The organism is Sphaerisporangium aureirubrum, assembly GCF_042658925.1.
GTDB lineage: Bacteria > Actinomycetota > Actinomycetes > Streptosporangiales > Streptosporangiaceae > Sphaerisporangium > Sphaerisporangium aureirubrum.
Window position 1 is genome coordinate 58138 of record NZ_JBHSRF010000005.1, and the last position, 21693, is coordinate 79830.

At 73.2% G+C, this 21693-nt stretch carries 20 protein-coding genes; 15 read left to right on the forward strand and 5 right to left on the reverse strand.

The window, feature by feature from the left end; all coding sequences use genetic code 11:
- Positions 1–5 precede the first annotated feature (5 nt).
- From meaB to ACFP1K_RS05180, 3 genes are all read left to right on the forward strand, one after another.
- Positions 6–1046 carry a methylmalonyl Co-A mutase-associated GTPase MeaB gene (gene meaB / locus ACFP1K_RS05170; RefSeq protein ID WP_380747419.1) on the forward strand — a complete coding sequence of 347 codons (1041 nt, stop codon included), beginning with the start codon at positions 6–8 and terminating at the stop codon, positions 1044–1046.
- A gap of 107 nt (positions 1047–1153) precedes the next feature.
- Positions 1154–3157, forward strand: coding sequence for a CehA/McbA family metallohydrolase (locus ACFP1K_RS05175; RefSeq protein ID WP_380747421.1), 2004 nt, complete (start codon positions 1154–1156; stop codon positions 3155–3157).
- 38 nt (positions 3158–3195) lie between these two features.
- Entirely contained in the window at positions 3196–4095 is a 900-nt protein-coding gene (locus ACFP1K_RS05180) for a phosphatase PAP2 family protein (protein WP_380747423.1), read from the forward strand.
- Between the two features lie 36 nt (positions 4096–4131).
- On the opposite strand, the gene ACFP1K_RS05185 is transcribed toward ACFP1K_RS05180, so the two are convergent.
- A complete protein-coding gene (locus ACFP1K_RS05185; protein ID WP_380747426.1) occupies positions 4132–4893 on the reverse strand; it encodes a class I SAM-dependent methyltransferase in 762 nt (253 codons plus the stop codon).
- 487 nt (positions 4894–5380) lie between these two features.
- On the opposite strand from ACFP1K_RS05185, the gene ACFP1K_RS05190 reads away from it, so the two are divergent.
- Positions 5381–6352, forward strand: coding sequence for a hypothetical protein (locus tag ACFP1K_RS05190; RefSeq protein ID WP_380747428.1), 972 nt, complete (start codon positions 5381–5383; stop codon positions 6350–6352).
- Between the two features lie 73 nt (positions 6353–6425).
- On the opposite strand, the gene ACFP1K_RS05195 is transcribed toward ACFP1K_RS05190, so the two are convergent.
- Together ACFP1K_RS05195 and ACFP1K_RS05200 are read right to left on the reverse strand one after the other, a co-directional pair.
- Positions 6426–6692: a TFIIB-type zinc ribbon-containing protein gene (locus ACFP1K_RS05195; protein WP_380747430.1), complete on the reverse strand. Its 267-nt coding sequence runs from the start codon at positions 6690–6692 to the stop codon at positions 6426–6428.
- Positions 6693–6727: 35 nt separating this feature from the next.
- Entirely contained in the window at positions 6728–7663 is a 936-nt protein-coding gene (locus ACFP1K_RS05200) for an aminoglycoside phosphotransferase family protein (RefSeq protein ID WP_380747432.1), read from the reverse strand.
- Positions 7664–7766: 103 nt separating this feature from the next.
- Here ACFP1K_RS05200 and ACFP1K_RS05205 point away from each other — a divergent pair, with 103 nt between their 5' ends.
- From ACFP1K_RS05205 to ACFP1K_RS05235, 7 genes are all read left to right on the forward strand, one after another.
- The gene (locus ACFP1K_RS05205; RefSeq protein WP_380747434.1) at positions 7767–8669 is read left to right on the forward strand and encodes a TIGR03619 family F420-dependent LLM class oxidoreductase; all 903 of its coding nucleotides are present in this window, start codon (positions 7767–7769) and stop codon (positions 8667–8669) included.
- A 114-nt stretch (positions 8670–8783) separates the two neighbouring features.
- On the forward strand, positions 8784–9566 hold the full coding sequence (locus ACFP1K_RS05210) for an HAD-IIA family hydrolase (RefSeq protein ID WP_380747436.1): 783 nt from the start codon (positions 8784–8786) through the stop codon (positions 9564–9566).
- A 39-nt stretch (positions 9567–9605) separates the two neighbouring features.
- A complete protein-coding gene (locus ACFP1K_RS05215; RefSeq protein WP_380747438.1) occupies positions 9606–10244 on the forward strand; it encodes a hypothetical protein in 639 nt (212 codons plus the stop codon).
- A gap of 162 nt (positions 10245–10406) precedes the next feature.
- Entirely contained in the window at positions 10407–11258 is an 852-nt protein-coding gene (locus ACFP1K_RS05220) for a hypothetical protein (protein WP_380747440.1), read from the forward strand.
- 23 nt (positions 11259–11281) lie between these two features.
- Positions 11282–11884: an HAD family hydrolase gene (locus ACFP1K_RS05225; RefSeq protein ID WP_380747442.1), complete on the forward strand. Its 603-nt coding sequence runs from the start codon at positions 11282–11284 to the stop codon at positions 11882–11884.
- 90 nt (positions 11885–11974) lie between these two features.
- On the forward strand, positions 11975–12250 hold the full coding sequence (locus ACFP1K_RS05230) for a GlsB/YeaQ/YmgE family stress response membrane protein (protein ID WP_380747444.1): 276 nt from the start codon (positions 11975–11977) through the stop codon (positions 12248–12250).
- 164 nt (positions 12251–12414) lie between these two features.
- A complete protein-coding gene (locus ACFP1K_RS05235) occupies positions 12415–13989 on the forward strand; it encodes an alkaline phosphatase D family protein (RefSeq protein ID WP_380747446.1) in 1575 nt (524 codons plus the stop codon).
- 455 nt (positions 13990–14444) lie between these two features.
- On the opposite strand, the gene ACFP1K_RS05240 is transcribed toward ACFP1K_RS05235, so the two are convergent.
- Positions 14445–15875 carry an FG-GAP repeat protein gene (locus ACFP1K_RS05240; protein ID WP_380747448.1) on the reverse strand — a complete coding sequence of 477 codons (1431 nt, stop codon included), beginning with the start codon at positions 15873–15875 and terminating at the stop codon, positions 14445–14447.
- An 80-nt stretch (positions 15876–15955) separates the two neighbouring features.
- Complete coding sequence (locus tag ACFP1K_RS05245; protein ID WP_380747450.1) at positions 15956–16558, reverse strand: ATP-binding protein; 603 nt, start codon at positions 16556–16558, stop codon at positions 15956–15958.
- A gap of 255 nt (positions 16559–16813) precedes the next feature.
- On the opposite strand from ACFP1K_RS05245, the gene ACFP1K_RS05250 reads away from it, so the two are divergent.
- Genes ACFP1K_RS05250 through ACFP1K_RS05265 form a run of 4 tightly spaced genes read left to right on the forward strand, consistent with a single transcriptional unit; the run spans position 16814 to position 21529 of the window.
- Positions 16814–18163, forward strand: coding sequence for a helix-turn-helix domain-containing protein (locus ACFP1K_RS05250; protein WP_380747452.1), 1350 nt, complete (start codon positions 16814–16816; stop codon positions 18161–18163).
- The gene (locus ACFP1K_RS05255; protein WP_380747454.1) at positions 18160–19071 is read left to right on the forward strand and encodes a phosphotransferase family protein; all 912 of its coding nucleotides are present in this window, start codon (positions 18160–18162) and stop codon (positions 19069–19071) included. The genes ACFP1K_RS05250 and ACFP1K_RS05255 overlap by 4 nt, the downstream gene beginning before the upstream one ends.
- 15 nt (positions 19072–19086) lie before the next feature.
- Positions 19087–20343 carry a cytochrome P450 gene (locus ACFP1K_RS05260; RefSeq protein ID WP_380747456.1) on the forward strand — a complete coding sequence of 419 codons (1257 nt, stop codon included), beginning with the start codon at positions 19087–19089 and terminating at the stop codon, positions 20341–20343.
- Positions 20344–20392: 49 nt separating this feature from the next.
- Complete coding sequence (locus ACFP1K_RS05265; protein ID WP_380747458.1) at positions 20393–21529, forward strand: aminotransferase class V-fold PLP-dependent enzyme; 1137 nt, start codon at positions 20393–20395, stop codon at positions 21527–21529.
- The last annotated feature ends 164 nt before the right edge of the window (positions 21530–21693 follow it).

Below are 21693 nucleotides of genomic sequence, written 5' to 3' on the forward strand. Positions count from 1 at the left end.
CCGGCATGCCGCGTCTCGACGAATACCTCCACGGCGTGCGGGCCGGTTCGGTGGGCTGGATCGCCCGGGCCATCACGCTCGTGGAGTCCACCCGGGCCGACCACCGCGAGCTCGCCCAGCGGCTGCTCGTCGAGCTGACCCCGCTGGCGGGCAAGGCCAGGCGGGTCGGCGTCACCGGCGTGCCCGGCGTCGGCAAGTCGACGTTCATCGACGCGCTCGGCGTCCACCTGACCGGGGAGGGGCACCGGGTCGCGGTGCTCGCCGTCGACCCGTCGTCCACCCGGACCGGCGGCAGCATCCTCGGCGACAAGACCCGGATGGCCCGCCTGGCCACCGACCCCGCCGCGTTCATCAGGCCCTCGCCGACCTCGGGCACCCTCGGCGGCGTCACCAAGGCCACCCGGGAGGCGATGGTGGTGGTCGAGGCGGCCGGGTTCGACGTCGTGCTGGTCGAGACCGTCGGCGTCGGCCAGTCGGAGACCGCGGTCGCCGAGATGGTGGACACCTTCCTGCTGCTCGCCCTGGCGAGGACCGGCGACCAGCTCCAGGGCATCAAGAAGGGCGTGCTGGAGCTGGCCGACGTCATCGCGGTGAACAAGGCCGACGGGCCGCACGAGACGGACGCCCGCCGGGCCGCCCGCGAGCTGGCCGGCGCGCTGCGGCTGCTGCGCGGCCCCGGCGGCGGATGGGACGTCCCGGTGCTGACCTGCAGCGGGATGGAGGGCACCGGCCTTTCCGAGCTGTGGCGGCACATCGTGCGCCACCAGGACCTGCTGGAGTCGTCCGGCGAGCTCGCGGGCAAGCGCCGCCGCCAGCAGGTCGGCTGGACCCGCACGCTGGTGCGCGACCGGCTGCTGGCCCGCCTGGCCGAGGACGCCTCGGTCGCGGCCGTCGCCGCCGAGGCGGAGCGCGAGGTGCTGAACGGCACCCTCACCCCCGCGCTGGCGGCCGACCGGGTGCTGGCGGCCTTCACAGCCGCACTCGGCTCCGGTGCGCCCCCGGTGTCAAAGATCCCCTCCGATCGGGACAGAGAGCCAACCGAGTAGAAGATTTCCATTGCCGGCCGAAGGCATCCTCACCCTCCCGTGGACCCCGGTGGTGTCACCATTACGACACGTCCGGTCACAGGAGGTGCACGATGAGCGGCGATCCGATGCTTCCACGGTCAGTGGCACGGGCGCTCGGCGCCTACCGCGCCTCGCTGGCCGAGTACGGCATGGGCTGGGGCGAGCCCCTGATCCCGTACGTGCGGCTGATGAGCCTGTCCCGGTTCGTCAGCGAGGAGGCCTTCTTCCGCGCGGCCTTCGCCCGGGTGCGGGCCCAGGAACCGGACGCCTCGGCGGCCGAGCACGGCACGCGGGTGCTGGACCTCGACTTCGACGAGGTGCTGCGCGACGCCGTCGGCGGCGACCCGCCGGACGGGCTCGCGGTGGTGCGCCTCACGCCGTCCGGGCCCCGCCTGACCGGCAGGCCGGTCACCGTGCTCGACGGACGGCCGATGCCGCTGGCACTGCTGCTGGACAACGCCGGCCCCGGCGAGGCCGAGGCGGGCGTCGGCGGGCAGGAGGTGCGGCTGCCGCCCGGCGGCGCCCGCCTGCTGGACGTCGACACCGCCACCGAGGTCACCGCCGGCGGCACCCGCCTCGCCCTCGGCACGCTCACCCGCCCCGCGCCGTCCGTTCGGCTGCGGCTGCGCGCCGGGTTCCCCTGCCGGTGGAGCGTGTGGAGCGAGGACGGCCAGGGCTGGTACCCGCCGGGCGCCCCGCCGCGCCGCGACTACCACGGCACCCCCTACTTCCACGGCGACGACCTGCTCCTGGAGGTGCCCGCCGGGCCGCTCACCGTCCGGGTGACCCGCGGCATGGAGTACGGCATCGCCGAGACCGCCGTCACGCCCGCCCCGGCGGGGGAGACCCTGGTCGAGCTGGCCCCCGAGCGGCTGTACGACGCCGCGGCCGGCGGCTGGTACGGCGCGGACCTGCACGTGCACCTCAACTTCGCCGGGGACGTGGTCGCCACGCCCGCCATGGCCGCCGCCATGCAGCACGGCGAGGACCTCCACGTGCTCAACCTGCTGGCGTCCAACATCGCCGGGGACCGCGTGTTCGACCGCGAGGCGCTGGAGCACTGGGCCGGGCAGGACCTTCCGTGGTCGGACGGCACGCACGTGGCGCGGATGGGGTTCGAGTACCGCAACGACCTGCTCGGCCACCTGCACGCGTTCGGCACGACCGCCCCGCCGAGTGTGTACCACTCGGGGTTCGGCGGGGCGCCCGACTGGCCGCCGAGCGGCGCCGTCTGCGAGGAGCTGCGGCGGCGCGGCGCCGTCATCGGGTACGCCCACGCCTTCAAGACGCCCATCGAGACGCCCGAGCAGATCATCGGCGACGGGGCGCGGCAGTGCACGGCGCGGATGGCCGTGGTGGACGCCGCGCTCGGGCTGGTGGACGCCATGGAGGTGCTCCACTACGCCTCGGCGGTGGGCTCCTCGTCCGTGTACCGTCGGCTGCTCGGCGGCGGCAACCGGCTGGCCGCCGTGGCGGGCACCGACGCCATGCTGTCGTTCACCCGGCAGCGCATGGAGATGGTGTCCAGCCCGCTCGGCTGGGAACGCACCTACGCCCGGCTCGCCGGGCCGCTCACCGCCGACGCGTACGCCGAGGCCGTCCGCCGGGGGCGCACCTTCGCCACCACCGGCCCGTTCCTGCGGCTCACCGTCGACGGCGCCGAGCCCGGCGACACCGTCGAGCCACGCCCCGGCGACCGGATCCGCGTCACCGCGCACGCCGTCGGCCCCGAGGTCGAGCGCCTGGTGATCCGCACCGCGGACGGCGTCCTCGCCGAAGGCCCGCCGGACGAACTCACCGCCGAGTTCGTCGTCCGCACCCCCACCTACGTGGTCGCGGTGGCCGACGGCGGCTCCCACCCGAGGTCCCTGTTCACCGGCGTCTACGCCCACACCAGCCCCGTCTACCTGGACGTCGCCCGCCGCCGCGTCGCCCGACCCGAAGACGTCCGCTGGTGCCTCGACTGGATCGACCGCCTGGAAAAACTGGTCCGCGACCACGCCGACCTCCACACCCGCGCCCAGCTCGAAGACCACCTGTCCTACATCGACGAGGCCCGCCGCGTGTACATGTCCCGCCTCACCCGCTAAGACGACTGCCCAGCCCCCCGCTGGGCATTGATCCCGTCATGCACGAAGGCACCAACCATCCACCCCTCGGGACCCCCCGGGAGCAGGAGACGCTCACGCCCCCACCGTCCACCCAGCCGCCCGGCCGGCATCCCCTCCGCGCCGTCCGTGAGCGCGAACCCGTCGGCTTGGACGCGGCCCGCGCCGTCCGCGAGCGCGTGGCGGTCAGGATGGGGGCGGCACGCGCCGCCCACGGACGCGTACCGGCCGAGCCGTCCGCGTGGCGCCTCGGTTTCGCCAAGGGGGCGAACACGGGGCGGGCGTGGCGCGGCGTGCCTGCCGTCTTCCGGCCCAGCCTGCGCGGGCGGGTCAAAAGGCGGCTCAACGCGCTGGACAAGCGACTGTTCCGGCAGGTGGCCAGCGCGCATCTGCCGGGGTTCGACCGCGTGCTGCCACCGCTGTCGCGGGCCGCGGACAACTCGGTGCTGTGGGCGGGGATCGCGGCGGCGCTGGCGTCCACCGGGCGTGTCCGGCTGCGGCGCGCCGCCACCCGTGGTCTGCTGGCCATCGGCCTGGCCAGCCCGCTGGTGAACCTGCTCGGCAAGCAGGCGTTCGCCCGCAACCGCCCCTCCATCGCCGACTTCCCGCTGGCCCGTCTGGGCCGCGTGCCCACGTCCCATTCCTTCCCGTCCGGCCACTCCGCCTCGGCCGCCGCGTTCGCCGCCGGCGTCGCCCTGGAAGCCCCGCCCGAGATAGCCGTCCCCGTGGCGGTCGCCGCCGGCGCCGTCTGCTTCTCCCGCGTCTACACCGGCGTCCACTACCCCGGCGACGTCCTGGCCGGAGCCTCCGTGGGCATAGCCGCCGCCATACTCACCGGCCGCCTGATGCCCCGCACCACCCGGGACCACCCCCGCCTCCCATCCGGGCCCGACCGGTCGTCTCCCGCGCGAACGGACTGAACCCGTGCTCGTCGCCGTCGTACTCGGCGGTCGGCGTTACTCGTGCCGTTCCAGGGTGAGGAGCGGCTCGGAGAAGACAGGCGCCGGTGCGTCGGGATCGGCGGCGACGACCTGCTCCAGGCGGCGGAAGCCGGTCTCCACCTCATTGGGACCGAGGTGCGCGAAGAACGAGAGGGTGCGCAGGCGCAGCCGCTGGAGCATGTCACGGCGGGTGCCGGTGGAGGGCTCGGTGACCGTGCCGAAGCCGGTGACGCGCCAGCCGGCCGACGTGAACATCGCGATGGCCTCATGCAGCGGCTGGAACTGCGAGGTGTCCACCTCAAGGCCGCGCGGGAAGTGCTCCAGCCACCACGGGCGGGGATGGTGGTCGCTGAAATTCGCGCGCAGCAGCAGCCGCCCGGCGGGCTTGAGCACCCTGGCCAGCTCCCGGACCGCCCGCGGCTTGTCCTGGACGTGGTGCCAGGACAGGAACATGAGGGCGTAGTCGGCGCCGCCGGACGGGACCGGCATGTCCTCGGCGGAGCCTGCCAGATACCGCACGCCGGGATGCGAGGACTGCGCCTGCGCTATCTCGCGCATCCGGACCGCCGGCTCGACCCCGGTCACCGGCCCGAACTCTCGCGCCAGCGCGGGGGTGAACCTGCCGGTCCCCGACCCGACGTCCAGCCCCGCCAGCGGACGGCGCTCGGGGAGCACCGCTTCGAAGGCGTCGATCCATGTCCGCAGTTGCCGCTCGGTGAGCGCCCGTCCACGCGCGTAGTTCTGGTACTGCTCCGTGTCGTAGTCGATCCGTCTCATCGCGGCTCCCAAAGGTCAGCCGGGCCACGGCGATTGTCAGCCCGATATATCGGCCCGATACATTGGCACGATAGGTGGCGTCGCCTCATGCCGCAAGCGAGGGATGGCGGCCGGGCATGCCCGCATCGCGGTGATCAGCCAGGTCAAAGCAGGGCTGGACATGGGCGAAAGCTGTCGCACAAGCGGACTGCGCGCTTCGCGCGCCGAGGCGGGGGGGTGTTCTCGTGCGGGGGACCACCCTCCGCACCCCTGGACCTGCGGCGATCCCCGGCGCCGATGCGATGGGTCGTGGCGCGGGCGGATTCGGCACCGGCTTACGGCGGAAACGTGTCCGGGGTGGAACGGGCCATGGACGCGGCGGCTTGTGCCGGGGCGGGCGGGGGGCATGACCGGAGGACTTAACCGAAGTGGTGCGAGCTGTATGACCTCTGCCGTATCGGGCGCCGAGCGCCTTGACAGCGGCAGGGGACTCCCCGATCATCGGCAGGTGAACGCCCCCCGGAGCTTACCCACCGTTCTCGCCCTCACCCTGGCGCTCGCCGCATGCAGTCCCGGTTCGGGAACCACGCCCCCGGTCATCGGGGAGGGCGGGCCCGCGACCGGCAGTGTGGGAGGCGCGGGCTCAGGGGCCGGAGCGCAGACACCGGCCGGTGTCACCCCGGCCGAGTACGGCACGGCGCTGGAGGCCGCCGTGGGGCCCGTGGGGTCCTCGCTCGGCGACATCTCCAAGTCCCGGTCGCTGAAGTCCCTCGGCGGGCGGGTGGAGCGCGCCCGCAGCGCGGCGGGCGACGCGGTGGACCGTCTCGCGACGGTCGTGCCGCCGCCGGAGGTCAGCACCGAGCATTCCGACCTCGTCGCGGCACTTCGCGGCCTGGAGGGCGACCTCGACGGCGTGCGCGACTCGGTCGAGGGCCGCTCGCTGTGCACGGCCCCGGCCGTGCTGGCCCGGCTCGGCAAGGGCGACGGCCTCGGCGCGGTGAAGTCCGCGGGCGACGACCTCGCCGCCAAGGGCGACTACCCCGCCGACGTCGTGGACGTCAAAGCCCCCAAGGAGCAGAGCCGCCGCCTGTCCAACGGCACGCTGGTGCGCTCGGGCAGCCGCAACGGCCGGGGGACCCTGACCGTGGACAACGGCGGCTCGCAGGACGCGGTGGTGACCCTGGTGCGCGGCAAGGCCAAAGGCACGAGCGTCTACGTGCGCAAGGGCCGCAAGACGACGGTCAGGGGCGTCTCCGACGGCTCCTACCGCGTGTACTACACCGTCGGTGCCGACTGGGACCGCGGCCGCCGGGCCTTCACCCGCGACTGCTCCTTCAGGCGTTTCGAGAAGTCGATCGGGTTCGTCACCACCCGCTCCGGCGGCTTCATCCGCTGGAAGACCTGGACCATCACCCTGAACGCGGTGGCGGGGGGCAACGCCCGCACCAACGACGTCGACCCCGACGACTTCCCCACCTGAGCGAGCCCGGGCACGGGCGCGGCGCGGGGCCCGTCGAGGGCCACCGCGCCGCGTGGAGTCCGGACGGAGCTTGTCAGCTGGAGAAGAGCATGCCCACCCAGCTGCGGTTGCGGTGGTGGCCGTGGTGGCCGTAGCCGCCGTGCGAGCCCCCCCAGGCGGGACCGGCGGGCGGGGCGGGCGGCGGGGCGTACTGCTGCTGCGCCCACTGGTTCTCCACCCGGGACAGCGTCTCGAGCTCTCCGTAGTCCAGGAAGACGCCGCGGCAGTTTTCGCACTGCTCGATCTGGACACCATTGCGGTTGTAGGTCCGCATGGAACCGTGGCACTTAGGACACTGCATCTGAGTCGGTCTCCTTCGACGGGCTTGCGGCGACCCTACCGTGACGACGTGAGCCGGGCGATCCTCCCGCAGGAGGACACCAGAGCGTCTTCCACTTCGTCGAGCGGACGACCCTCCCCGCGCGCCGCCGCCACCGCCGTGGCCGCCAACTGGACCGTCAACGCACGAGCCGGCACGTCGAGTTCCCGCCACGGATCGTCCGCCGAAACCGCCGTCCCGCCGGCCGCGAGATAGGCGCCGATGAACCGCCCCCACCACTCCGGCTCCAGCAGCCCGGACGCGAACCACGCCGCCGGCCGCGCCAGATCCCACGCCGCCACCCCCACCCCCAGATCGTCCACGTCGATCAGCACCCACTGCCCGCCGTACCGCACGACCTGCCCGAGATGCCAGTCCCCGTGCACCATCCCACCGGCACGATCGCCGGCGTGCCCCTCCGGCCCGCCCGCGCGGTGGCCGATCGCGTCGAGATCCGACTGCGCGTAGGCCGCGGTGATCGTCCGCACCGCGCTCGCGTACGGACCGTCGTCTCGCTCGGTCAGTGCCGCGACCGCCCGCCGCACGCGGGCGGGGCCGCCGTGCCGGGGAAGGGACGGCGGATGGATCGGCGCGGCGTGCAGCCGGGCGAGCAGCGCCGCGCCCTCCTCCCAGGGCGCTCCGCCGGGATCGGCGGGATCCACCGGCTCACCCGCGGGCCAGAGCGTCACCGGCCGCCCCTCGACGAGCCGCACCCGCTCCGACAGCGGCGCAAGCAACACCCCGGGCAACGCCCCCGCCGCCACCAGCCGCGCCCCGAGCTCCACGACATCCGTCTCGGACGGGTGGGCCTTCACCACGACCTCGCCCGCCCGCACCACCGTCACCCGCGTGTCCTTGAGGACGACGATCCCCGCGCTCCCGGCCGCCCATCCCGCCTCGGCGGCCAGCAGTCCGGCCAGCCCTTCAGCCGACGTCTCGTCCCGAACACTCACCGATCCACCCTAGTGCGGCCCTCCGGACCCCGCGTGCGGGCGAGGACACGTGGGACGGAGGGTGGAGGGGGGGACGCTGGGTGGGGGCAATATGGTGGGGGGCATGGAGATTGGGTTCGGGGTTCCGGTCGCTGGGGGTTGGGCTACGGCGGGGAACGTCGTGGCGGTGGGGCGGCGGGCCGAGGAGCTGGGGTACGCGTCGCTGTGGGGGTTCCAGCGGCTGCTCTATCCGGTGGGGCACCCCATGGGGCCGGTGTATCGGAGTGTGCGGGATCCGCTGATGACGCTCGGGTTTCTGGCGGGGGTGACCAGCCGGATACGGCTGGGGGTGGCGGTGGTGAACATGCCGTTCTTCTCGCCGGTGCTGCTGGCCAAGCAGTTGGCGACGCTGCAGGAGCTGTCGGGCGGGCGGGTGGACGCGGGGCTCGGGCTCGGGTGGCTCGAGGAGGAGTTCGTGGCCAGCGGGGTGCCGTTCGCGGCGCGGGGGCGGCGTGCGGTGGAGTTCCTGCACGTGCTGCGGCTGATGTGGTCGGAGGAGATCATCTCGCACAAGGGGGAGTTCTACGAGGTGCCGCCCTCGTACGTGGACCCCAAGCCGGTCACGCCGCCGCCCGTGCTGCTCGGCGGCACGGCCGCTCCGGCGCTGCGCCGGGCCGGTGAGCTGGCGGACGGGTGGATCAGCTCCAGCCGCGCCGACCTGACCACGCTCCCGGAACAGATCTACATTGTAAAGGAAGCCGCCCGTGCGGCCGGCCGCGATCCCGAGGCCCTGCGCTTCGTCTGCCGCGGCGTGACCAAGATCGGCGCGCCGGGCGGCCCGGACCGGACGCGGCTGACCGGCTCGGTGGACCAGATCAGGGCCGACATCGAGGCCCTGTCCGCCACCGGGCTGACCGAGCTGTTCCTGGACCTGAACTTCGACCCCGCCTTCTCCGCCGTGGACGCCGACCCGGCCGACTCGCTGCGCCGGGCCGAGGAGGCACTGGAGGCGTTCGCCCCCCGCTGACCCGGCCCGCCGCTCCCGATCGGTGACATCCTTGGTTCCGTAGAACGAGCCAATTTTGTTCCGAACGCCTGGACGCCTGAGACGTCCCACGGCCGGTCGAGACGCGGGAGAACTGTGAACGAGCGCAAGTCCATCGAGTGCTGGTTGTCCGACATGGACGGCGTGCTGGTCCACGAGGGTCGCCCCGTGCCGGGCGCCGACGAGTTCATCCGCAGGCTGCGCGACTCCGGCAAGCGGTTCCTCGTGCTGACCAACAACTCCATCTACACCCCGCGCGACCTGTCCGCCCGCCTGCGCGGGGCTGGCCTGGAGGTGCCGGCGGAGTCGATCTGGACCTCCGCCCTGGCCACCGCCCGCTTCCTGGAGGACCAGCGGCCTGGCGGCTCGGCGTACGTCATCGGCGAGTCGGGCCTGACCACGGCGCTGCACGAGTCGGGATACGTCCTGACCGACACCGACCCGGACTACGTCGTCCTCGGCGAGACCCGCACCTACAGCTTCACCGCGATCACCCGCGCGATCAGGCTCATCGAGGCCGGCAGCCGTTTCATCGCGACCAACCCCGACCCGGTGGGCCCCTCCGCCGAGGGCTCGCTGCCCGCCTGCGGCGCCGTCGCCGCGATGATCACCAAGGCGACGGGCGTGGAGCCGTACTTCGTGGGCAAGCCCAACCCGATGATGATGCGCAGCGCCCTCAACGCCATCGACGGGCACAGCGAGAGCACCGCGATGATCGGCGACCGGATGGACACCGACATCGTGTCCGGCATGGAGGCGGGGCTCTACACGATCCTGGTGCTGACCGGGGTGACCACCAGGGAGCAGATCGACCGCTACCCGTTCCGGCCCTCCCGGATCGCCGCGTCGGTGGCCGAGCTGGTGGACCTCGTCGAATAGCTGACGGAACCTGTCAGGTACCGGGGGAAGGATGGTGCCATGACCGACGTATATCTGGAGATCGGACCCAAGAAGGTCTTCGCCTGCTCGTACGACTGGCCGGGCCTGTGCCGTATCGGCAAGGGCGAGGAGGCCGCGCTGGACGCGCTGGCCGACTACGTCCCGCGCTACCGGGTGATCGCGGAACGGGCCGGCCTGTCGTTCGCGCCGGACGCGTTCACCGTGGTCGACCGGGTGCCGGGGGACAGCACCACCGACTTCGGCGCCATCTCCGCCATCCCGCCCGCCGACACCGCCCCGGTGGACGCCGCGGTCGCCGAGCGCGACACCGCGCTGCTGCGGGCCTCCTGGGAGGTCCTCGACGAGGTGGCGGGCGTGACGCCGCAGGAACTGCGCAAGGGCCCGCGCGGCGGCGGCAGGGACCGCGACAAGATGATCGACCATGTGATCGGCGCCGAGCGCGCCTACGCCCGCAAGATCGGCGTCCGGCACCGGCCGTTCACCCTGGACGACCACGCCGCCCGCGAGGCGATGCGCCGCGACATCGCCGACGTCCTCAGCAAGCCCTCGGACGGCGCCCCGCTGACCCCCGGAGGCTGGCCCGCGCGCTACGCCGCCCGCCGCATGACCTGGCACGTCATCGACCACATCTGGGAGATGGAGGACCGCCGCACCTGACGGCCGCCGCCCACCGGACGTCCCCGCCGGCCGTCCCCGTGTGTGGCCCCTGGGAGGAACGGTCCCACGGCGCCCTTGTGGTGATCGCGGGGCTGGGGCAAAGTGTCGGTGTCCCTCCGGCCGGGCACGCCGGAGTCTTCTCCTTCCCAGGGAGGCCGCTCGGTGGCGACGATCGTTGGAGTGCACGGCATCGGCAAGTACCGCTACTTCGAGGCCGCCGGGTCGGCCGCGGGCGCGGCGGAGGTCATGCGGGGCAAGTGGGATCGCTACCTGCACGCGGGGCTGACCCGCGGCGCCCCCTACGACGGCCGGTCGTACGTCGGCGAGGTGGCCTACTACGCCCACCTGCTGCGCGACCAGGTGCCCGCGGCGGCCAAGCGCGACCTGCGCAAGATGGACGCCGCCTCCCAGCTGGTGCTCGCCGACTGGATGAAGCAGCTCGGCGGCGCGGGGTCGGTGGCCGGTGAGACGCTGACCGGCCTGATCCACCGTTTCGCCGGATGGCTGCTGCTGAAGCTGGGCCCGCACGCCAAGGACTTCGCCGAGGACTTCTGCCCCGAGGTGGCGGCGTACTTCGCCGGCGGCCGGGCCGCCGCGCGGGTGCGGGCGCGCGACGTGGTGGCGGACGCGGTGCGGCGGCACCGGCCGAAGGTGCTGATCGCCCACTCCCTGGGCAGCGTGGTGGCCTACGAGGCGCTGTGCGCCCACCCCGAGCTGTCGGTGGAGCTGTTCGTGACGCTCGGCAGCCCGCTCGGCATGCGCGGGGTGGTGTTCGACCGGCTCCAGCCGCTGCCCGTGGCCGACCGGGGCACCCGCCCGCCGGGAGTGCGCCGCTGGGTGAACATCGCCGACAAGGACGACATCGCGGCCATCCCCGGCGCGTTACGGAGCCGGTTCAACGGGGTGGAGCTCGACCAGAAGGTCAACATCGACTGGGCCGACTTCCACACCGTGCGCAACTACCTCGGCTGCGGCGCGCTCAACGATCACGTACGGCCGTTCCTGGGCGCCTGAGCCCGCCGGGTAATATCCCGATCATGAAATGGCTGCTGTTCGACTACGGGGAAGTCCTCTGCCACGCGCAGCCGCAGGCCGACCGCGACCGGCTGGTCGCCGCCTCGGGCGCCGACGCGGGCCCGTTCTGGGAGGGCTACTGGCGGCACCGGCTGGAGTTCGACCGGGGCACGCTGACCCCGGGGGAGTACTGGTCCCTGGTGCTCGGCCGCGCCGCCGGCGAGGCCGAGACCGGCACGCTGGTGGAGCTGGACGTGCGCGGCTGGACCCACCAGAACGACGACAGCGTGGCCGTCATGGAGGAGCTGGCCGCCGAGGGCCGCGCGGTGGCGCTGCTGTCCAACGCGCCGGACTGCGTGGCCGACGGCGTCGAGCGCCTCCCCTGGATCCAGGCGATGCCCGCCCGTTTCTACAGCGCGCGCCTCGGCCTGGTGAAACCGGACGTGGAGATCTACCTGCGGGTCGCGGCCGAGCTCGGCGCCGACCCGGGCGAGGTGGTCTTCGTGGACGACCGGCTGGTCAACGTCGAGGGCGCCGAGAAGGCGGGGATGGCGGCCGTGCACTACCGCGACCCGGAGACGCTGCGCGCCGACCTGAGGGCGGTGCTCGCCGGGCCGTCCCGCTGACGGACATTCCCTTCCGCTGACCTGCGCATATGTCTCGTTTGCCGTGCTCGCGGGCATACGCCTGACAACGGGACGCGAGGGAGACGCGAAATGGAAGTCACCGGAATCATCAGCGCCATCATCGTCGGACTGGTGATCGGCGTGCTCGCGCGCCTGCTCGTCCCGGGCCGCCAGCCGATCCCGATCTGGCTGACCATCCTGATCGGCATCGTCGCGGCCCTCATCGGCACCGCCATCGCCGCCGCGCTCGGGGTCGCGACCACCCGGGGCATCGACTGGATCGAGCTGATCATCCAGATCGTCCTCGCGGTGATCGGCGTCATGCTCGCGAGCTACGCCTACGGGAGGAGGAAGGTGAGCCGATGACGGTGCCGCCTTCTGGATTTCGCCGGGTGTGCCGCAAGTCGTCGCCCTCCCTTAGGCAGGGATTCAAATACGGTGGGTAACCCGCATGTCTGTGCCGCAGCTGTTCACGTGACCGACATCGCCCACTCGCCCGCAGGTCAGGCGGACCGACTGCACTTGGTGGCGTGGAGCAGAACCCGTCACGCAGAGTGTTCCTGGTCGCCGCCGCCACGGGGGCCGGCGGCCTCGTCCTCTCCTCGTCCGCCGCCGCGTCCGCCGCGCGGCAGCCCCCCCTCCCGGCCGTCCGCCCCGCCCGCACCGCGCCGGACCCGTTCACGCTGGGGATCGCCTCCGGGGACCCCGCGCCGGACGGGTTCGTGCTGTGGACCCGCCTGGCGCCCGACCCGCTGGCACCCGACGGGCACGGCGGCATGCCGGCCAGGGACGTCGCGGTGGAGTGGCGCATCGCCGAGGACGAGCGGTTCCGCCGCGTCGTGCGCTCCGGCGAGGCGACCGCCCGCTTCGGATCCGCGCACACCGTCCACGTCGAGGCCGAGGGGCTGGAGCCGGGACGGGAGTACTTCTACCGGTTCCGCGCCAACGGCCACCTGTCGAAGGTAGGGCGCACCCGCACCGCGCCGGACACCGTCAGCCCGTTCACGTTCGCCGCGGTGTCCTGCGCGCAGTACGAGCACGGCTTCTACACCGCCTACCGGCGCATGGCCGAGCAGGAGCCGGACGTGGTGGTGCACCTCGGCGACTACATCTACGAGTACTCCAGCGGCGTTTACACCGCCGCGCAGGGCAACGTGCGGCGGCACGAGGGCGGCAAGCTGCAGACGCTCGCCGACTACCGGGTGCGGCACGCGCAGTACAAGACCGACCCCGACCTCCAGCTCGCCCACCAGGGCAGCCCCTGGCTGGTGGTGTTCGACGACCACGAGGTGGAGAACAACTGGGCGGCCGGCAACCCCGGCACGACGGCGCCCGCGTTCGACGCGCGCAAGGCCGCCGGGTTCCAGGCGTACTACGAGAACATGCCGCTGCGCCGCTCCGCCGTCGCCAAGGGCACCCGGATCAAGCTGAACCGCCGGGTCGAGTGGGGCCCGCTGGCGACGTTCCACATGCTCGACACCCGCCAGTTCCGCGACGACCAGCCCTGCGGCGACGGCATGCGTTCCGGCTGCGACGAGCGCCTCGGCCAGGAGCGCGTGCTGCTCGGCTCCGCCCAGCGCGAGTGGCTGGAGCAGGGCCTGCGGGACTCGGACGCCGGGTGGAACCTCATCGCCCAGCAGATCATCGTCGGCCAGCGCGACTACCACCTCGGCCCCGGCCGCGAGCTCAGCGTGGACGCCTGGGACGGCTACCCCGCCGAACGCGACCGCCTGCTGGGCGCCCTCTCCGCCTCCGGCGCCGCCAACCCCGTGGTCCTCACCGGCGACGCCCACGTCGGCTCCGCCTCCGACCTGCTGCTGGACTTCGACGACCCCGACTCCCCCCGAGTAGGCGTGGAGCTGGTCGCCACCTCCATCTCCAGCGACGGCGACGGCTACCACGACCCCGTCCGAGACGCGACCCTCCGCGCCGAGAACCCCCACCTGAAGTTCGTCAACGAACGCCGCGGCTACATCACCTGCGCCGTAACCCCCGACAACCTAACCGCCGAGTTCCACACCCTGGCCTACATCAGCCGCCAAGGCGCCCCCGCCAAAACCGCCGCCACCTTCACCATCCCCGCCGGCGAACGCATCCTCACCTGAGACCACTCCCCCCAGGCGCCCGGCCCCTCCACTCCCGCGGAGGCGCCGGGCGCCTCCTTCCCCGCCCAACGGCGACCGGCCGACCACCCGGCACGGCGCGCGCGGCTTGAGCGGCTGACGGCGCAGCACACCGGCCGCCGCCGCCGTGGCCCCGCGGCGGCCCGTGCCGGCGTGGCCGGGTGACGGCGAAGCCGGACACGGCGCCCGCGGGGCCCGAGAGGGTGGTGGACGCCTAGGGCGCGGGCCGGTGTGAGATCTTGCGGACCGCCAGTACGACGCGGACGGGCGCCGAGAGCCCCCGGCCACAAGCTGGATGGCGGCGCGGCGCGCCGGCCGTCAGCGGGTGACGGCGAAGCCGGACACGGCGCCCGCGGGGCCCCAGAGAGTGATGGACGCGGTAGGACGCAGGCCGGTGCGAAGCATCGCGGACCCGCGGAGGGACCGAGGCAAAGGCGTCAGCGGGTGACGGCGAAGCCGAACAGGGCGCCCGCGGGGCCCGAGAGGGTGGTGGACGTCGCAGGCCGCAGGCCGGTGTACGAGCCCTTGCGGACCGTGGAGGGAACCAGGACGACCCGGCCCCCGCCGGGAGCGCCCACCACCAGCCCGGACGGCGTGATGGCGACCGAGGTGCCGTAGGCGTCGCCCGGATGCCCCTTGCGGCCGGTGACGGTCAGGTTGTGGTTGGCGGTGAGACCACCGGTCCGGGTCCCCGCGAGGACCAGGACGGCGTTGCCGCCGGGCACCCCGATCGCCAGCTCCGCGTCCCCGTCCCCGTTGAGGTCCCCGGCGGCGAGCGCCGAGCCGAGCCGGTCGGTGGGCCGGTTGCGCCCCGACACCCCGGCGGTCTTGCGCGACCAGAACTCCCCCCCGATCGCGGTGAGCCCGCCACGCCGCCCGTACAGCACGTGCACCGCGCCGTCACCGTACATCGGCCCGTCCTGAAAGGCGTCAAGCCCCTCCCCGGGCACCCCCGCCGCGAGATCCGTCCGCCCGTCCCCGTTGAAGTCCCCGGCCGCCAGCGTCCCCCCCAGCCCGTCGTACTTCTCCGAGTCCCCAGGCATCCCAGGGCTGTTCTGCGTGTACATCCCCGCCTGGCGAGCACGCGGATCGGCGATGGTGAACGACCCAGCGGCCGCCTTGTCCCCCACGTCGTCCCCAGGGGCGCCGATGGCAAGCTCGGCCTTCCCGTCCCCGTCGAAGTCCCCGGCCGCCACCGCCGCCCCGAACTGGTCCGACTCCGCCCCGTCCTGCCCGACCCACCGCGTGCCCTGCGTGATGAGGCTCCCCGTGCCGTCCGGCTCGCGCCCCCGCATGCCGAACAGCGCCACCCCGCCGCCCCCTTCGAGCCCGGGCACGCCGACGATCAGCTCGTCGTCCCCGTCCCCGTCCAGATCGGCCGCCACGAGCGCCGCGCCGAAACGATCGGTCCCCCGCGTCCGCCCGAGATGGGTGACGTCCAGCGTGCCGGACGGCCGAAGCCCGCGCGACGTGCCCCGCAGCAGATGCACCACCCCGTTGCCGTCGGCCCCGTCCGGCACCGGCGTCCCCGCGAACTCCTCCGAGGCCCCGATCGCCAGGTCGGCGCACCCGTCCCCGTCGAAGTCCCCGGTGGCCACGGCGGATCCGAACGAGTCCCCCCGCTCGGGCGTGTCCGCGATCCCCTCGGTGCCCTGGGTGAGGGTGACGGCCGCCCGGTTCCCCTGGTACAGGGTGACCGACCCGGCATGCGTCTGACCGTCCACCGTCGCGTACGGCGCGGCGACCGCGAGCCCCGGATCCCGGCACGCCGCCACGGAGGCGGCGGCGGGGGAGAGGGCGGCGGACATCGGCAGGATCGCCACGGCCGCGGCGGCGGCGAGCAGGCGGGACGCGCGCGAGGCACTCATACTCCGGATGGTCCACGCTGATCCGGACACCTGCCCCACGACCGGATGAAGTTCCCGCGTCGGGGACCTGAACGTCGACGTCAGACAGGCGACACGGCGCTCGGCAGGGCGAACGCGACCGCCTGCCCGATCCCCCCGGTGGACAACGTGGTGGGATACGCGCAGCAGCGCCCGCCGGACAGCAGATGCGCCAGCAGCAGCCCTCGCCCTCCCTCGCTCATCAGCTCCAGGGGGTCCGGCCCGTCCGCCCTCTGCAGCCGGGCCAGCAGGCTCGCGACCGCCCCCGGCTTCTCACCGCCGTCCACCATCTCGCACCACATCGGGATGCCGCTCAGGCAGTGCACCCGCAGCTCGTACGGCCCCGGCGCGTGCTTCTCGGCGTTGGCGGCGAGCTCGGCCACGATGACCTCCGCCTCCCCGGTGCACTCGGCTGTGACTCCCGTCGCCGCCAGCGCCTCCCGGACCGCGGCCCGCGCGGCCCGTGACGCCGACCCGGCGCTCAGCCGGGTGACCAGCACGCGGAAGGTGCCCGCGTACCGCAGGGGCCACTCGGGGCACACGAGGTCGCCCTGCCGCGGGACGTCGGGCCGTTCGGCCGGTCGTGCCGGGGCGGCCTCGCGCAGGCGGGCGTGGCCCCGGAGGTGCTGCGGGGACTGCTTGGGGGCGGGCTGCTCGCCGCGCATGAGCCGATCACTCCCTGGGTCGCACGACGACGGAGGGCCGGCGGGAGGAAGGCGCGGTCGACCTCCGCAGGTTGCTTCCGATGGTGGAATAACCCGACCCGTGGCGGTAAGCCGTGACACCGATACCGAAGACGGGTACCCGGCGATCGGCGGGACCGATCGGCTTCACCGATCGGTCCGCCCGAAAACCCCGCAGGACCCCGTGTGACCTGGTTATCTGGGATTCCCCTCCGACATGACCGCTGGAAGGTCGGCATGAACGTCACACATGTGAACGAGCAGGCCATCAGCTTCACCATCTGGGAACGTCCGGCGATGCGCCGGGCACTCGCCGAGCGTGACGTGGCCACCGTCTACCTCATGCTCCAGCACAGCGGCGTGTCCCAGCGCCGCCTCGCCGCGCTCACCGGACAGTCCCAATCAGAGATATCGGAGATTTTGAACGGCCGTCAGGTGATGGCGTACGACGTCCTCGTGCGCATCGCGGACGGCCTCGGCGTGCCCCGCGGCTACATGGGCCTCGCCTACGACGACGGCCCGAGCTACCTGGTCCCCGAAGAGGACGCCGACGACGACGAGCGGGTGCGCCGCCTGCTCGCGCACGCCGCCCAGGTCACCATCGGGGCGGTCACCCCCGAGACCGGCGACTGGCCCCGGCCGCTGGCCCGCTCCGGCACGCCGGTCCCCGCCCGGATCGGCGAGGCCGAGGTCGAGCAGGTCGAGACCGTCACCGAGACGCTGCGCGCCCTCGACTACCGCTACGGCGGCGGCGCCTGCCGGGACGCGGTGGTCGCGCAGCTCGCCTGGTCGCAGAACCTCCTGCGCGCCGAGTGCAGCGAGCCGGTGCGCCACCGCCTGCACCGCGCGCTGGCCGACCAGCACAACCTGGCGGGGTGGACGTCCTTCGACACCGGCCTGTACGACGACGCCTGCCGCCAGTTCACCCGTGCGCTGGAGCAGGCCAAGTACGCGGGCGATCCGTCGCTGGCCGCCAACGTGCTGTACCGCCTCGGCCGGGTCCACCTGCACCGCTCCCGCATGGCCGACGCGCTGCGGTTCTTCCAGCTCGGCCAGATCTGCGCCCAGGACGCCAGCTGCGAGCTCACCGTGGCCCTGCTGTGCGCCAACGAGGCGTGGGCGTACGCCCTGCTCGGCGACGAGCGGCTCGCGCTGAAGTCGATCCGCCGCGCCGAGGACGAGTTCGCCCGCAGCGACCGTGCCGCGGCGCCCGGGTGGGTGCGGTTCTTCGGCGAGGCCGACATCCAGGCGGCGGCCGGCATGTGCCACGCCGGCCTCGCCGACGCCGACGAGAGCCACCTGGCCCCCGCCGCCGACCTGCTGCTGCGCAGCGTGGCCGGGCGCGACCACGACATGGCGCGCAGCAAGGTCTTCGAGCTGATCGCGCTCGCCACGGTGCGCTTACGCCTCGGCGACGTCGAGGCCGGGCTGCGGGACGGGCACGAGGCCGTCACCCTGACCGCCCGGGTCCGCTCGGTCAGGGCGCTGGACCGTCTCTCCCCGCTGGACTCGGCCGCCGCCGCGCTGCCCGGCCGTACCGACGCGCGGGAGCTGCGGCGGCGCATCGCGGATCTGCGAGCCGTATGAGCCTCGCGACGGTAGGCCCTTCCGGCGGGCTCACCCGCGACGCCCTCGACGCGCTGCTCGGCGTCGTCTGCGCCGAGGCGGGGCTCGACCCCAGCGGTGCCGAGCTGATCAAGTTCACCAACAACGCGGTGTTCCGGCTGCGCGCCGCCCCCGTGGTGGTCCGCATCGCCGGGTCCGGCGCCGCCCGCGCCCGGGTGGACAACGTCGTCCGGGTCGCGCGCTGGCTGGCCGGCCACGACTTCCCCACGGTCCGCCTGCTGACCGGCGTCGAGCAGCCCCTGTGGCTGTCCGGCCAGGCGGCCACCCTGTGGGAGGAGGTCCCGGACACCGGCCCGCGCCCCGGCGGCGCGGACCTCGCCGTCCTGCTGAGACGCCTGCACACCCTGCCCGACCAGCCCCCGGGCCTGCCCGAGTGGCGTCCCATGGACGAGATCCGCCAGCGCCTCGCCGAACCCGAGGACCTCGCGGACGCCGACCGCGACTTCCTCCTCACCACGTGCGCCGAGGTCGAGGACGCGATGTCCCGCCTCTGTTACGAGCTTCCCCCCGGCGTCATCCACGGCGACGCCTTCACCGGCAACCTCATCCCCTCCCCCCGGGGCCCCGTGCTGTGCGACTTCGACAGCACCGCCGTCGGCCCCAGGGAATGGGACCTCACCCCCGTCGCCGTGGGCCGCCTCCGTCTCGACTACCCCGTGGACGACCACACCCCCATGGCCGCCCGCTACGGCGCCGACATCACGCGCTGGCCGGGCTTCCCCGTCTTCCGCCGCCTCCGCGAGCTGAAGCTGGTCACCAGCGTCCTGCCCATCCTGCGCAGCCACCCCACCGTCCGCGCCCAGTGGCAGCACCGCATGACCAGCTTCCGCGCGGGCGACCTCACCGTCCGCTGGCAGCCCTACCGCTGACGTGGCCGTGCCAGGATGGTTGCCGTGACGACGGCGGTGGAGACCGGTATCGACTTGGCGGATCTGGCGTTCTGGGGGAGGGCGCCGCAGGAGCGTGAGCGGGACTTCGCGCGGTTGCGGGCGCTGGAGCGCCCGGTGTTCTTCCCCGAGCGGCGCGTGCCGTTGCTGCGGTCGGGCAAGGGCTTCCACGCGCTGGTGCGGCACGCCGACGTGGTGGAGGCGAGCAGGAACGCCAAGGTGTTCTCCAGCGAGCCCGCCGTCACCAACCCCGAGCCGCCGGGATGGGTGAAGCACGTGTTCGGGGACTCGATGGTCAACCTCGACGACCCGAGGCACGCCCGGCTGCGGCGCATCGTCTCCCGCGCGTTCTCCCCCAAGATGCTCGCCAAGCTGGACGACGACATCGTCCGGGCCGCCGAGCGCATCGTGGACGACGTGGTCGCCGAGGGCCCGCGCGACTTCGTGGCGCAGGTGGCGGCCAGGCTCCCCATCCACGTGATCTGCGACATGGTCGGCGTCCCCGACGAGATCCGCGCCCGGGTGCACCGCCACGTGGACGTCTCCACCGAGTACACCGGCGTCCGGATGAGCCTGCCCCGCACGGTCGCGATGGCGGGCCGCAACATGGCCGCGCTGCTGGCCCTGCAACGCCTCGTCATCAAGCTGGGCCGCGAACGCGAACGCGATCCCGCGGGCGACCTGGTCTCCGCGCTGGTGACCGCCAACGTCGACGGCGAGCGCCTCACCCCCAGGGAACTCGGCTCCTTCTTCACCCTCCTGCTGGTCGCCGGCAACGAGACCGCCCGCAACACCATGGCCCACGGCCTGAAACTCATCACCGACACCCCCGACGCCCGCGACCGCCTGGTGAGCGACTTCGACACCCACATCGCCGGCGCCATCGAGGAGACCGTCCGCCACGTCTCCCCGATCATGCAGTTCCGCCGCACGGTCACCCAGGACCACGAGATCAGAGGCGTCCACCTGGCCCCCGGCGACAAGGTGGTCCTGTTCTACGGCTCCGCCAACCGCGACGAGGAGGTCTTCCCCGACGCCGCCCGCTACGACATCACCCGCTCACCCAACCCCCACGTGGGCTTCGGCGGCCCCGGCCCCCACTTCTGCCTCGGCGCCAACCTCGCCCGCCAGGAGATCAAGATCATGTTCCGGGAGCTGTTCACCCGCCTCCCCGGCATCCGGGCGGTGGGCGAGCCGGAGCTGCTGCTGTCCAACTTCGACAACAGCGTCCGGCGGCAGGCGTTCGCGTACTGACCGGGGGCGGGGGCGGGTCAACGGCCGGAGTCCGGGTTAAGGTCCGGGGGTGGACATCGAGGACTTCAGCCTGGACCCGTCGATCGCTCATCTCAACCACGGTTCGTTCGGCGCGGTGCCCTGCCGCGTGCGCGACCGGCAGGACGAGTTGCGCCGCGAGGCGGAGCGCAACCCCGACCTGTTCGTCTCGACCCTCTTCGACCGGGTCGCCAAGGCCCGCACCGAGGTGGCCGAGTTCCTCGGCGGGGACCCGGACGGCACGGCGTTCGTGGCCAACGTGACCGAGGGCGTGGCGGTGGCGCTGCACTCGGTGCCCCTCGGCCCCGGCGACCAGATCCTGATGTGCGACCACGCGTACGGCGCCGTCGACATCGCGGTGCGGCACACGGCGCGCCGCACCGGCGCCGAGGTGGTCACCGTGACGCTGCCCGGCCAGTACGACGGCGAATGGTCGGGGGAGGACGCGGCGCGGGCGTTCCTCGACGCGGTCACCCCGCGCACCAGGGTGGCGGTGTTCGACCACATCACCTCCAACACCGCGCGCCTGTTTCCCGTCGAGCGGATGTGCGAGGAGCTCTCCGCCGCCGGCGTGGTGACCGTCGTGGACGGCGCGCACGCCCCCGGCATGCTCGACCTGGACCTCAATCGCATCGGCGCCGACTTCTACACCGGCAACCTGCACAAATGGGTCTTCACCCCCCACTCGGCCGGAGTACTGGCCGTGAGCCCGGAGTGGCGCGACCGCGTGGTGCCCCTGATCCCGTCCTTCTTCCTGGACGACGGCTTCCCCCGCTCCCTGGAGATGCAGGGCACCCGCGACCACACCGCATGGCTGGCCGCCCCCCACGGCGTCCGCCTGCTCACCGACCTCGGCGCCCGGAAGGTCCGCGAGCGCAACGCCAGCCTGGCCGCCCGCGGCCAGGAGATCCTCGCCGAGATACCCGGCCTCACCCCCTGGCGCGCCGACCCCGAGCTGTCCATGCGCATCCTGCGCCTCCCCGAAGGCATGGCGACCGGTTACGACGAGGCCGAGGAACTGTCCGCCGAGATCTACCACCGCCTCCACTGCCGCGTAGGCATCAAACCCTGGCCAAGGGCCGGCCTCCTGCGCATCTCCGCCCAGGTCTACAACCGCGAGAAGGACTACGAACGCCTGGCCGCCGGCCTCCCCGCGATCCTGAACTGACGGGGGCGGCTCGGCGAAATCCGGCTTGAGCGCCCGCAGAATCCATATCGCCGGATAACGTGCCACCTTTGTTACCTGATGCAGAATTTGAGCCGGCAACAAAACGCGACGGCCGCATCGGGAGGCCGTTTCCGGGTCTCCCTGGCCGCTGCTCTCCTGTGACC

Excerpts from the sequence above, each read along its gene's own strand:
- ACFP1K_RS05215 (WP_380747438.1), top strand. The coding sequence starts at position 9,606 with ATGACCGACGTATATCTGGAGATCGGACCCAAGAAGGTCTTCGCCTGC.
- meaB (WP_380747419.1), top strand. The coding sequence starts at position 6 with ATGCCGCGTCTCGACGAATACCTCCACGGCGTGCGGGCCGGTTCGGTG.
- ACFP1K_RS05175 (WP_380747421.1), top strand. The coding sequence starts at position 1,154 with ATGCTTCCACGGTCAGTGGCACGGGCGCTCGGCGCCTACCGCGCCTCG.
- ACFP1K_RS05195 (WP_380747430.1), bottom strand. The coding sequence starts at position 6,692 with ATGCAGTGTCCTAAGTGCCACGGTTCCATGCGGACCTACAACCGCAAT.
- ACFP1K_RS05260 (WP_380747456.1), top strand. The coding sequence starts at position 19,087 with ATGGTTGCCGTGACGACGGCGGTGGAGACCGGTATCGACTTGGCGGAT.
- ACFP1K_RS05250 (WP_380747452.1), top strand. The coding sequence starts at position 16,814 with ATGAACGTCACACATGTGAACGAGCAGGCCATCAGCTTCACCATCTGG.
- ACFP1K_RS05255 (WP_380747454.1), top strand. The coding sequence starts at position 18,160 with ATGAGCCTCGCGACGGTAGGCCCTTCCGGCGGGCTCACCCGCGACGCC.
- ACFP1K_RS05180 (WP_380747423.1), top strand. The coding sequence starts at position 3,196 with ATGCACGAAGGCACCAACCATCCACCCCTCGGGACCCCCCGGGAGCAG.
- ACFP1K_RS05205 (WP_380747434.1), top strand. The coding sequence starts at position 7,767 with ATGGAGATTGGGTTCGGGGTTCCGGTCGCTGGGGGTTGGGCTACGGCG.
- ACFP1K_RS05225 (WP_380747442.1), top strand. The coding sequence starts at position 11,282 with ATGAAATGGCTGCTGTTCGACTACGGGGAAGTCCTCTGCCACGCGCAG.
- ACFP1K_RS05245 (WP_380747450.1), bottom strand. The coding sequence starts at position 16,558 with ATGCGCGGCGAGCAGCCCGCCCCCAAGCAGTCCCCGCAGCACCTCCGG.
- ACFP1K_RS05185 (WP_380747426.1), bottom strand. The coding sequence starts at position 4,893 with ATGAGACGGATCGACTACGACACGGAGCAGTACCAGAACTACGCGCGT.
- ACFP1K_RS05240 (WP_380747448.1), bottom strand. The coding sequence starts at position 15,875 with ATGAGTGCCTCGCGCGCGTCCCGCCTGCTCGCCGCCGCCGCGGCCGTG.
- ACFP1K_RS05230 (WP_380747444.1), top strand. The coding sequence starts at position 11,975 with ATGGAAGTCACCGGAATCATCAGCGCCATCATCGTCGGACTGGTGATC.